General features: G+C 70.7%; 9 protein-coding genes. 7 read left to right on the top strand and 2 right to left on the bottom strand.

Translation table 11 applies throughout. The features are described from left to right. The first annotated feature begins 40 nt into the window (after positions 1 to 40). Together ACV7GQ_RS12865 and ACV7GQ_RS12870 are read left to right on the top strand one after the other, a co-directional pair. Entirely contained in the window at positions 41 to 1051 is a 1011-nt protein-coding gene (locus ACV7GQ_RS12865; protein ID WP_470310635.1) for a Gfo/Idh/MocA family protein, read from the top strand. Further along, positions 1033 to 1965: an NAD-dependent epimerase/dehydratase family protein gene (locus ACV7GQ_RS12870; RefSeq protein WP_470310636.1), complete on the top strand. Its 933-nt coding sequence runs from the start codon at positions 1033 to 1035 to the stop codon at positions 1963 to 1965. The genes ACV7GQ_RS12865 and ACV7GQ_RS12870 overlap by 19 nt, the downstream gene beginning before the upstream one ends. On the opposite strand, the gene ACV7GQ_RS12875 is transcribed toward ACV7GQ_RS12870, so the two are convergent. After that, a complete protein-coding gene (locus ACV7GQ_RS12875) occupies positions 1962 to 3365 on the bottom strand; it encodes a PQQ-dependent sugar dehydrogenase (protein ID WP_470310637.1) in 1404 nt (467 codons plus the stop codon). The two genes, ACV7GQ_RS12870 and ACV7GQ_RS12875, sit on opposite strands and share 4 nt — an antisense overlap. Positions 3366 to 3479: 114 nt before the next feature. Here ACV7GQ_RS12875 and ACV7GQ_RS12880 point away from each other — a divergent pair, with 114 nt between their 5' ends. The 5 genes from ACV7GQ_RS12880 to ACV7GQ_RS12900 all read left to right on the top strand — a co-directional run bounded on the left by ACV7GQ_RS12880 (position 3480) and on the right by ACV7GQ_RS12900 (position 10993). Beyond that, positions 3480 to 4640, top strand: a complete 1161-nt coding sequence (locus ACV7GQ_RS12880) for a sugar phosphate nucleotidyltransferase (protein WP_470310638.1) — start codon at positions 3480 to 3482, stop codon at positions 4638 to 4640. A 2-nt stretch (positions 4641 to 4642) separates the two neighbouring features. Continuing rightward, a complete protein-coding gene (gene glmS, locus ACV7GQ_RS12885; RefSeq protein WP_470310639.1) occupies positions 4643 to 6442 on the top strand; it encodes a glutamine--fructose-6-phosphate transaminase (isomerizing) in 1800 nt (599 codons plus the stop codon). Positions 6443 to 6569: 127 nt separating this feature from the next. Further along, positions 6570 to 8480 carry a LamG domain-containing protein gene (locus ACV7GQ_RS12890; RefSeq protein WP_470310640.1) on the top strand — a complete coding sequence of 637 codons (1911 nt, stop codon included), beginning with the start codon at positions 6570 to 6572 and terminating at the stop codon, positions 8478 to 8480. 2 nt (positions 8481 to 8482) lie between these two features. After that, positions 8483 to 9820 carry a hypothetical protein gene (locus ACV7GQ_RS12895; protein WP_470310641.1) on the top strand — a complete coding sequence of 446 codons (1338 nt, stop codon included), beginning with the start codon at positions 8483 to 8485 and terminating at the stop codon, positions 9818 to 9820. A 57-nt stretch (positions 9821 to 9877) separates the two neighbouring features. Then, a complete protein-coding gene (locus tag ACV7GQ_RS12900; protein WP_470310642.1) occupies positions 9878 to 10993 on the top strand; it encodes a glucosamine inositolphosphorylceramide transferase family protein in 1116 nt (371 codons plus the stop codon). Between the two features lie 5 nt (positions 10994 to 10998). On the opposite strand, the gene ACV7GQ_RS12905 is transcribed toward ACV7GQ_RS12900, so the two are convergent. Beyond that, positions 10999 to 12021 carry a glycosyltransferase gene (locus ACV7GQ_RS12905; protein ID WP_470310643.1) on the bottom strand — a complete coding sequence of 341 codons (1023 nt, stop codon included), beginning with the start codon at positions 12019 to 12021 and terminating at the stop codon, positions 10999 to 11001. Positions 12022 to 12076 lie beyond the last annotated feature (55 nt).

Raw genomic sequence — 12076 nt, forward strand, 5'->3', positions numbered from 1 at the left:
TAGGGATGGGTTTATCTCCGCCACGGGCGAGAGGTAGTCCATGACCGAACTGGCCGTCGGCGTCGTCGGGGCTGGCTGGATGGCCACCGACTACCACGTGCCGGCTTTCACCAGTCACCCGCGCACGCGTGTCGTGGCCTTCGCCGAACGGGACGCCGCCCGGCGATCGACCGTCGAGGCGGACCTCTCGGTGCCGGGCTACGCGGACGCCGAGGCGATGCTCGCGGCCCACGACCTCGACGTCGTCAGCATCTGTACGCCGCCGAGTACACACGAGGGTATCTTCCTGGACGCCGTCGAGGCGGGCTGTCACGTCCTCTGTGAGAAGCCGCTGGCGCTGACCGCCGAGAGCGCCCGCCGGATGGCCGACGCGGCCACGGAGGCGGGCGTCGTCACGCAGGTGGGCTACCTCCACCGGTACTACCGGAACTACGAGCGCGCCCTCGAGATGCTGTCGAACCACCTGCTCGGCGACGTCGTCGAGGTGACCGTCGCCCACCACTCGGCGCCGCCACAGCAGGGGTGGTACTACAATCCCGACCTCGCGGGCGGCGGTGTGGCCCGCGACCTGTTCCCGCACTCGCTGGACGTCCTGTTCGAGGCGTTCGGGGAGGACGCGACGGTGACCGACGCCGACGTGCGCCACCTCCGAGGGAACGCCGTCGAGGACACCGCCCGCGTCTCGCTCGACATCGGCGGCGTGCCGGTGGACATCTCGGCGACGTGGACCCAGACCGACGGCGTCACGCGGGTGCTCGTCGTCGGGACCGAGGGCTGGCTGGAACTGGACGCCGAGACGTTGCAGGGCGAGGTCCACGGCCGCCCCATCGAGTTCCAGCACGGCGACCTGCCGCTGGTCGACATCGGCGTGGCGACGCTGTTCCCGGCCAGCGACGAGGACGCCCACACCGCCCGCATCCACGACTTCGCGGACCACGCCGCGGCGGGCGACACCGAGACGGCCGCGCCCGCCGCGCGGGGCGTCGCCGTCGCCGAGGTCGTCGACGCGGTGTACGAGCGGACCGGGGCCGCATGGAGGGCCGAGCGGTGACGGTCCTCGTCACGGGCGCGACGGGCTTCATCGGCCTGAACCTCCTGCACGCCCTCGACGACCGCGAAGCGGTGGCGATGGTCCGACCGGGCGCGTCGACCGCCCGACTCCCCGACGGCGTCGCCACCGTCGAGGCCGACCTCTCGGACCCCGGTTCGCTCGCGGCGGCCCTGGACGGGGTCGACTCGGTCGTCCACCTCGCGGCCGCGGTGTACGCACAGGCGGAGATGGAGCGGACGAACGCCGGCGGTACCGAACGGTTGGTCGACGCGGCGGCCGACGCCGACGTCGAGACGGTCGTCTTCCTCAGCACCGTCGGCGCCCACCCCGAGGTGCCGGCGGACACGGGCTCGCCGTACCAGCGCTCGAAGGTCGCGGTGGAGGACCTGCTGTTCGGACAGGACCACCCCTTCGGCGTAGCGGCGCTGTACCCCACGTACATCTTCGGCCCGCGGGACTACCGGTTGACCCGGTACGAACACGTCCGGCCCGTCGCGGCCAACCGGGTGCTGGTGCCGCCGCTGTACACCTACGACGAGTACAACATCGTCCACGTCGACGACGTGGTCGGGAGCATCGCGCACTGTCTGGACGCGGACGCGACGGGTCGGCACCTGATCACCGGCCCGAACCTCACGAACCGGCAGGTGCTGGGGACCATCGCCCGACACGCACCGGGGAACTGCCGCGTCGTCGGCGTCCCCTACGGCGTGACCCGCTGGGTCGTCAAGCCGACGCTGGACCTGCTCCACCGGGTCGGCGTCTCGCCGGTGCCCGGTGACGGCTTCCTCGAACGCGGAGACTTCGGGACGGTCCGTGAGGCCCTGACCGAACAGGCACCGGTGCGCCAGCGCTCGTGGCAGTCGGCGCTGACCGAGACCATCGACTGGTACGAGTCGGTCGGCGTCCTCTAACCGGTGAGCCGGTAGACCACGCCCTCGCGCTTCGAGAGCGGGTTCTCGGCCAGCGCCGCTCTGGTCCCCAGGACGTAGCTGTCGTCGCCGTCCTGTCCGAACGAGAGCACCTGTATGTCCAGCCCGCCCTCGACCTGCACCTCGCGCATCGGCCAGCGACCGCTGTCCCGCGGCGTCGCGGCGACGATGCGGCCGGCGGCCTCCGTGAACGAGCTCGTGAACGCGCCGAAGACGTACTCGTCGCTGAGTGCGTCGACGTTCCCGGTGTGGACGTGGCCGCCGATGACCGCGAAGCCGACGGGGTACCCGTCCGCGTCGAAGTGCGGGAACTCCAGCACCGGGTCGACGAGCGGTTCGCCGCGGTCGGACTTGACGACGCACTCGCCGTCCTCGCTGGTCCCCAGCTGCGGGTCGTGACAGTGGAACCCCTCCTTCAGCGGCCATCCGTAGTTGGCGCCCTTCTCGACGACGTCGACCTCCTCGTAGGTCGCCTGCCCGACGTCGCCCAGGACGAGTCGGTCACCGCTGAAGGCCATCTTCCACGGGTTCCGCAGGCCCCACGCGTACTGCTCGTCGCGGCCGTCCGTCCCGACCAGCGGGTTGTCCGCGGGGATGCCGTAGGGCAGGTCGCCGGTGCGGCCGTCGACGTCGAGGCGGAGGACGCTCCCCTTGAGGTTGCCCGTCAGGTCCTGCCCGTTGAACGGGTTCAATCCGTCGCCCAGCGCCGCGTAGAGGTAGCCGTCGGGACCGAACGCTATCGTCCCGGCCTGGTGGATAGGCCGTTCCCACGGCAGGTCCAGTAGCACTCGCTCGGTGTCGGGGTCGCCCCGCGTTCCGTCGGCCGTCGCCTGGAACTCCGAGAGCCGTTCCCGGTGGTCGAGTTCGTCGTCGGTCGCGGGCGTGCTGTACCGGACGTAGAACAGGCCGTTGTCGGCGAACTCGGGGTGGAAGGCGAGTCCGAGCAGTCCGCGCTCGTCGAAGGCCACCCAGTTCGGGAGGTCCACGCCGAGCGCGACCAGTCGGTCCGAGAGGTCCAGAAACGGCTCCTCGCGGAGACCGTCGGCGTCGTGGACGTACACCACACCAGTCTGGTCGACGACGAATCGCCGGTCGATACCGTCGTCGGCCGTCACGAGGGCCGTCGGAGAGACGAGGCCGGTCGCGACCTCCTCGACGCCGATTGTCGGTCCCTGCTCGAAGAAGTTGCCGGTCGACCCGCCGCTGTCGCTGCCATCGCCGCCGTCGGCGGTGTCGCCACCGTCGCCGTCGCCCCCGTCCCTGGCGTCGTCGCGCGCCCCGAACGAACACCCGGCGAGTGCGCTGGCGGCCCCGACCGCACCGAGCGTCCGCAGGAAGACTCGTCGGGAGGACCCCGCACCACCCTCGTTCCGTCGATTCATGCACCGAAGAAGGCCCGAACGCATTTAACCGTTTGTCGGCGCCTACCGGACCGGAGCAACCTATATGCCGGTCGGCGACTACCGGTAAGTCATGCTTATCGGGACGGTAGAGCCATGCAAGCAGTGATACTCGCGGCCGGCGAAGGTCGGCGGCTCGGCCCGTTGACCGAGGGCCGGCCGAAACCGATGGTCCCAGTCGGTAACCAGCCCATTCTCGAGTCCGTGCTGGAGGCCGCGGTCGAAGCCGGCGCCGACGAGATAGTGCTCGTCGTGGGCCACGCCCGCGAGCGCATCCAGAGCCACTTCGGCGACGGGGACGAGTGGGGTGTCCCGGTACGGTACGTCGTACAGGACCACCAGCTCGGCGCGGCCCACGCGCTGGCACAGACCGAGTCCGTCGTCGACGGCCCCTTCCTCGCGCTCCACGGCGACCAGCTGGTCGACGCCGACCTGCTGGGCGACCTGCTGGAGCGGTGGGAGCGGACCGGGCAGGCGACCATCGCCGCCGTGCAGTCCGACCGGCCGACGGAGTACGGTGCGGTCGACGTGGACGGCGAGTCGGTCGTGGCCGTCTCGCGGGACCCGACCGACGACCCACCGTTCCTCGTCAACGCCGGGGCCTACGTCTTCGATGCGGGCGTCTTCGACGTCGTCCGGGGCGTCGAGGCGACCGAAGAGCAGGACTACGGGATGGCGACCACGCTCCAGCGGTTGGCCGACGAGGGGGCGCTGTCGGCGGTGCTCCACCGCGGCACGTGGCAGGACCTCACCTACCCGTGGGACCTGCTGACGACGAACGCCGCGTTGCTCCGCGGGCAGGCCGACGGCGGCGACGGGGCACAGGTCCACGACAGCGCCGCCGTCTCGAACGACGTGGCGCTGGACGAGGGCGTCACCGTGGGTCCGAACGCGACGCTCCTGCCGGGCACGGCCCTCGGCCGGAACGTCCGCGTCGGGCCGAACGCGACGCTCTCGAACTGCATCGTCATGGCCGGGGCGAGCATCGGCGACGGCGCCGTCCTCCACGACTGCATCGTCGGCGAGTCGGTGTCGGTCGGGCCGAACGCCACCGTCGAGGGCGGCCCGGCGCGGGTCGTCGTCGGCGACACCGTCCACGACGACGTGGGCCTCGGCGGGGTACTGGCCGACCGGACGACCCTGCGGGGCGGCGTCACCGTCGCGCCGGGCACCGTCGTCGGCCGCGAGGTGCTGGCCGACTGCGGGACCGTCCTCGAGGGACGAATCGACAGCGGCGACACGATACGGAGGGGGTAATCATGTGTGGAATCATCGGCTACGTCGGCACGGAACCGGCCAAGCCACGACTGGTGTCGGGGTTACAGAAACTGGAGTACCGCGGCTACGACTCGGCGGGGGTGGCGCTCGTCGACGACGCGCTCTCGGTGACCAAACAGGTCGGGCTCGTCGCCGACCTCGACCTGCCCGCCGAGGCCCCCCAGACGTGTGGCATCGGCCACACCCGCTGGAGCACGCACGGGAAACCGACGGACGCCAACGCCCACCCGCACACCGACTGTTCGGGCCGGGTCGCCGTCGTCCACAACGGTATCGTCGGCAACTACGACGACCTGCGGGCCGAGCTGCCCGAGCACACGTTCCGCAGCGAGACGGACACGGAGGTCGTCGCCCACCTCGTCGAGGAGGAACTCGAACGCACCGCGGACCTGCGGGCGGCGGTCGCAGCCGTCGTCGACCGCATCGAGGGGAGCTACGCGCTGGGCGTCGTCGCGGCCGGCTACGACGGCATCGTCGCGGCCCGCCGGAACAGCCCCCTCGTCGTCGGCCACGGAAGCGACGGCAACTTCATCGCGAGCGACGTGACGCCCCTGCTGGAACACACCCGCGAGGTGTCGTATCTGGAGGACGGCGACGTCGCGCGCCTGACGCGGGACGGCATCGACGTCTGGCACGACGGCGCCCCCGTCGAGCGGGCGGTCCACACCATCCAGTGGGACGCCGAGGCCGCCGAGAAAGGCGGCTACGAGCACTACATGCTCAAGGAGATCCACGAGCAACCACAGGCGCTTCGGCAGGCCGTCGCCGGTCGCATCGACCCCACCGAGGAACGGGTCGACCTCGACCTCTCGCTGTCTCGGTCCTTCCTCGACGACCTCGACGAGATCCAGCTCGTCGCCTGTGGCACCTCCTACCACGCCTGTCTGTACGGCAAGCAGCTGCTGGAGACGCTGGCGGACGTGCGCGCGACCGTCGAGTACGCCAGCGAGTACACCGTCGGCAGCGGCCGGGACCCGGGTCGGACGCTCGTCGTCGGCGTCAGTCAGAGCGGCGAGACGGCCGACACCCTCCGGGCGCTGCGGATGGCGAAACGGACCGGCATCCGGACGCTCGGCGTCACCAACACCGTCGGGAGCACCGTCGCCCGCGAGTGCGACGATGCGCTGTACATCCAGGCCGGCCCCGAGATCGGCGTCGCCGCGACCAAGACGTTCGCCTCGCAGGTGGTGAGCCTCGCCATGTTCGCGATAGACGTGGCCGACACGCGGGGCGAACTCGACCCCGTACAGGGCCGGGAACTGCTCTCGAACCTGCAGGCGCTCCCGGGGGCGGTCCAGCAGGCGCTCGACCGCGACGAGGAGGTCCGCGAGGTGGCGGAGGCCTACGCGGGCGGCGAGGCGTTCTTCTTCATCGGTCGGCGGTTCGCCAACCCGGTCGCGCTGGAGGGCGCGCTCAAGCTGAAGGAGATCTCCTACGACCACGCCGAGGGGTTCCCCGCGGGCGAACTGAAACACGGGCCGCTGGCGCTGGTCACCGAGGCGTCGCCCGTGCTCGCCGTCCTCACCGACGGCGCCCGGCCCGAGGAGACCCAGAACAACGTCAAGGAGGTCCAGTCACGCGGCGCACCGGTCATCGCCATCGCCTCCGAGTCGGGCCGAGAGGGCGACTACGAGGTGGGGTTCGACGTCCCCGACCTCGGCCTGCTGGAGCCGCTCGCGGCGAACGTCTACCTCCAGCTGTTCGCCTACTACGTCGCCGACAGCAAGGCCCGCCCCATCGACAGACCGCGTAACCTCGCGAAGAGCGTCACCGTCGAGTAAGGGCGTTTTGACGCCTCCCTGACCACTTCCCGAGCTGCGGACGTCGACTCCGACCCGACAGTAGACCTCGTAGTTCGACAACAGTAGTAGAAAAGGGTATATTTGCTGGTAACTAATCGATACGAAGATGGCACCAGACCCACCGACAGACGAGGGACCGGGCGAGTACGACCTCTCGAGGCGGTCGCTGCTCAAGGTTACCGGGGCCGCACTCGGGACGGCGTCGATCGCCGGGTGCCTCGGACAGCGCCCGGATGGCTATCGGCGTCTCGGCTACGGCGGAGTGCCGTGGTTCGTCACCGGAGGCGTCGAATCGGCGGTGTTCGCACCGCTCGCGCTGTCGCTGTCGGGACCCAGCGACGGCCTCGTGGCCCGCTGGGCGCTCGACGGGACCGGGTCGACCGCGGCCGACGCCGTCGGCGGCAACGACGGCGCCATCCGCGGCGCACCGACACAGGGCGTCCCCGGCGTCCACGACTCGACGGCCTACGACTTCCTGTCGGGGTCCGGCAACTACGTCGAGGTGGCCGACGCCGGGCCCCTCCGTCCCGCGACACTCTCCTTCGGCGGGTGGTACCGGACGACCAGCGGCGCGAACAGCCAGACGGTCGTCCAGAAGGCCGACGCCCGCTTCGGCGACGAGGGCTACGCCGTCGACGTCCAGACCGACAACAGCGTCCGCGGCCACGTCGCCGTCGAGAGCGGGCGAGCGTCGGTGAACCCGTGGGGCGTCGCCACCCACGACGGCGCGTGGCACCACCTCCTGCTGACGTGGGACGGAAGTGCTCTCGTCCTGTATCTCGACGGCGAAGAGGTCGACCGTGACACCTCCCAGTCGGGCGCCGTCGTCCACAGCGACCGGTCGCTGTTCATCGGCCGCGGCGACAACGGCTACACCACCTACTACGGGATGGACGGGGCCGTCGACGACGTGCGCGTCTACGACCGCGCACTGTCGGCGAGCGAGGTGACGGACCTCTACGAGGGGGTGTCCGAGACAGCGACGGCGACACCGACGCCCACTCCGACCCCGACGCCTACCGAAACGGAGACGCCGACAGCGACACCCACGGCCACGCCAACGCCCACGGAGACGCCGACAGCGACTCCGACGCCTACGCCAACCCCGACAGCGACGCCAACGCCAACGCCCACGCCGACGCCCACGGAGACGCCGACAGCGACGCCGACGCCAACGCCCACGCCAACCCCGACCCCAACGCCCACCGAGGACACCGGTCCGGCAGCCGTCGCCCGCTGGCGGTTCGAGGAGACGGACGGGACCGTCGTCGCCGACGCCGTCGGGGCCGCAGACGGGTTCCTCCGCGGGTCGCCGACCCTCGATACGACCGGCGTGTTCGACACCTCGGGCATCGAGTTCGGGTCGAGCGACGACGACTACGTCGAGGTGGCCGACGCGGCCGCGCTGCGACCAGCGGCGGAACTCTCCTTCGGCGGGTGGTACCGGACGACCAGCGGCGCGAAGAGCCAGACGCTCCTCCAGAAGGCCGACGCCCGCTTCGGCGACGAGGGGTACGCCGTCGACGTCCAGCGCAAAAACAGCATCCGCGGCCACGTCGCCGTCGAGAGCGGCCGGGCCGCGGTCAACCCCCGGGGCGTCCACACCCACGACGGCGAGTGGCACCACCTCATGCTCACGTGGGACGGTGACGTGCTCGTGCTCTACCTCGACGGCGAGATGGTCGACCGCGACACCTCCCAGTCGGGCGCGGTGGTCCACAGCGACCGCTCGCTGTTCGTCGGCCGCGGCGACAACGGCTACACCACCTACTACGGGATGGAGGGGGCCATCGACGACGTCCGCGTCTACGACACCGCCTTGACCGCCACCGCGGTCGCGTCGCTGTACGACGGGGCGGCCCTATCGCCCACCCCGACGCCGACGCCCACGGCGACGGCGACCCCCACCGCGACCGAGACAGCGACTGCAACACCCACACTGACACCGATTCCAAACGACGAGTTCGGCGAGTCCGGCTACGGGAGCCACGGCTACGGCGGCATCGTCGACAACTGACCATGACCGACAATCACCAATACGAGACCCCGGCCGCCGGTACGCTGGACTGGGACCAACCGCTGAACCGCAACTTCGAACGCATCGACACGGACGTCGAGATACGCGACGCCGACGCCGACCGGTCGAACTACGTCCCGAAGGCCGGCGCGAAGTTCCTCGCGACGGACACCGGGAACGTCTACATCGGCGACGGCGGGTCGTGGACGCAGCTCGGTACCATCGGCGACGGTGGCTCCGGTGACGGCACGGCCGTCGAGAGCTCGGGCGTGACCTCGCTGCTGCTCGACGGCTTCGTCGTCGCCGTCGGGCGCAACCTCGCCGACCCGCAGACCGTCGATCCCGCTGGGACCGACACGCCGGTCCAGGACGCACTGGACCTCGTCGCGGCCAACGGCGGCGGCGAGGTCCACCTTCCGGCGGGCGTCGTCGAGGAGACGGGGCCCATCCGCCCCTACGAGGAGACCCAGATACTCGGCCTCGGCGTCGAGATATCGAAGGTGGCCATCACCGACCGGAGCGCCGACGGCATCCTGTTCGACCGGGGTGCGGGCGCGGACCGCGTCAAACTCGACGGGTTCGCGCTGAACGGGCCGGCCGGCACGGGACCGACCGGCGTCGCCATCCACCACGCGAACAGGGACACGCAGGACCTGCAGGTCGGCCACCTGCTGTGCTGGGGCTGGAACAACGCCGTCTACCGCGTCGACGAGGGCGTCGGCCCGTTCCAGTGCCGGCACGACCAGCTCACCATCTACGAGTGCGACGCCGGCGACCAGGACGGCCTCTTCGAGTTCCGCTCGTGGTACGGCCCGGCCAACTGGTTCGGCACCATCGCCGCCTACCCCAGCGCCACCGTCAGCGGGCAGAACACGACGGTGTTCTTCTCCCGGGGCGGCACCCAGACCGTCGACTACCTCACGATGGGCGGGTCCGCGGGCGTGGCCGTCCACCAGACGTGGGACAGCGTCCTCGAGTTCGGCAACGTCCACTGGGAACCGACCACCAATCCGACCAGTCCGCCCGCGATCGTGCGACTGTTCGGCCACGGGTCGGCCGTCGTCGACACGGTGAAACACGTCACCGGCACGGCCGACTACGTGTACGAGCTGGGGTACGACAGCTACAACGGCCGCGGGCCGGCCCGGAAGATACTCGGCCCGTACATCGAACTGGGCGCCGACGCGGACATCGCCTCGAACGTCGTCAACCTCTCGGCCGCGGGCGACCCCGGCGCGCCGTCGCTGTACCAGGGCGCCCCAGAAGACGTCACCGTCACCCACGGCGACGGCAATACCGGCGGGCTCCGGGCGCTCGGCACGGCGGGGACCGGGTTCTGACCCGGACGGCGCCGTATGTCGTTAAGTGGCCCCACGGCGGAGTGGTAGGCATCGATTATGGCCGACGACCCCGCGCGGACCCGGTTGCTCGCACACGCCCGCACCCGAGTCGACCCCGCAGTGAGTGGCCTCCGACGGGTGCTCGCGAAGTCGACGCTCCTCGAGCGGACAGCGTGGCACACCGGCGAACGCATCCACATGCGCGAACCAACGGCACGCCGGCGTCCCGACCCAGTCGACGTCGCCGGCCGCTACGACGGCCCGACGGTACCGACCTACCCCACTGACGCCGACCGCGCACCGTCGCTGTTCCAGCCGGCGGGTGACCTCAATCCGGTCCTCACCGCCGCCGACGTCACCGACTTCGGCCGGACCGACTGCGTGGCCGACCCGTTCCTGTTCGTCACTGAGGCCGGCGAGTGGCACCTGTTCTTCGAGGTGTACACCCACAACCGCGACCCCTCGGCGGCTATCGCCCACGCCGAGAGCGCGGACGGCTACGACTGGACCTACGACCGCGTGGTGCTCGAGACCGACGAACACCTGTCGTACCCCTACGTCTTCCGCTGGGAGGGCGACCACTACATGGTGCCCGACCGCTGGGCCAAGGCGCGGGGGCCTGCCGGCGTGACCCTCTACCGCGCCGAGTCGTTCCCCCACGAGTGGACTCCCGTCGCGGACCTCGTCCAGCCGGCGACGCCGCTGCACGACTTCAGTCCCTTCCGCTGGGAGGGGCGCTGGTGGGGGCTGCTCGGCGACGGCGTCGACCTCTATGCCTACTACAGCGACGACCTCGAATCGGCCGACTGGACGCCACACGAGGACAACCCCGTCGTCGAGGGGCGGGCCCGCGCAGCCCGACCCGGCGGCCGCCCCATCGTCTTCGAGGACCGGGTCCTCGCGTTCTATCAGGACTGTGCCGACCGCTACGGGGAGCGGGTGCGCCTCTACGAGATCACCGACCTCACGCCGACGAGCTACGACGACGAAGAGCGCGACGACTCGCCCGCCGTGGCGGGGACCGGCGGCCTCGGGTGGAACTCCGGCGCGATGCACCAGGTCGACCCGTGGTTCGACGGCGAAGGCTGGCACTGTGCGGTCGACGGTAACCTCGGCCTCGGCTATCAGGTGCTCGGCGAGCACCACTGGGCCATCGGCATCTACCGGGCCTGACCCCGCTACGGCAGGTCCTGTGGCACCGGGTCCGGCGTCGTCAGCCCCTCGAGGAAGCCGACGCCGTAGAGACAGTACTGCGCGGCGAGCAGCACCGGGACCAGCAGCGCCAGCGGACTCCGCCGGTCGCGGTACACCTGCGCCGTGGCGTAACCGCTGACGAGGAGGAACGCGACGAGCATGAGCGGGACGCAGCGGGCCCTCCGGGCGCGGAGGTCGGCCAGTGCGGCGAGGGTCCCGCCGCCGAGCGCCAGCGACGGGAGCGCGGAGTACCACCGTATCACTCGCCCGTGCCGGCGCTGGATGCGGGCCATCGCGTAGCCGTACGACCGGCTCTTCTTGCAGAAGGCGCCGAAGTCGGCCGAGAGGTGGTGCGAGACGGCGATAGCCGGGTCGAAGGCGAACCGGTAGCCGGCCTCGGAGAGACGGAAGTGGAACTCCGCGTCCTCGCCGACGTTGACGGCGTCGTCGTACCGGAACTCCTCGAACACCGCGGCCCGATAGAGGACGTTGCAGGCGGCGACCGACCGCACCCGGCGGACCTCGTCGATGGCGTGGGACTGCGGGGACCCGCCGGACCCGAAGACGGTGCCCTGCAGACTCCCGACCAGTTTCGCGAAGGCCGGGTCGTCCGGGAACGGGCGGTTCGGCCCGCCGACGCCGACGACCGACTCGTCGTCCGCGTAGGCTTCGATTCGCTCGACGTGCGAGTCGAGCCACGTCGCCGGCACGGCACAGTCGGAGTCGGTGAAGGCGACGTACTCGCCAGTGGCAGCGTCGACGCCGCGGTTCCGGCACTCGCCGATGGTCGCGCCCTCGGCGACGAGCCACTCGGCGCCGTGACGGTCGGCAATCTGCGCCGTCCGGTCCGTCGACCCGCCGTCGACGACGAGCACCTCGTAGCGGTCGTCCGGGTACGTCTGTCTGTCCAGCGACGTGAGCGTCTCGCCGACCGTCCCCTCGGAGTTGTACGTCACGACGACGACGGACACCATCGGTGCCACACCGTCGTCTCCCTGTACTGACACGGGTATGCAGTCGCTTCCGCGGCGAATAATCCTATCGGTGCCACCGGTCCGCTCG

Source organism: Haloarcula sp. MBLA0163 (assembly GCF_055632435.1).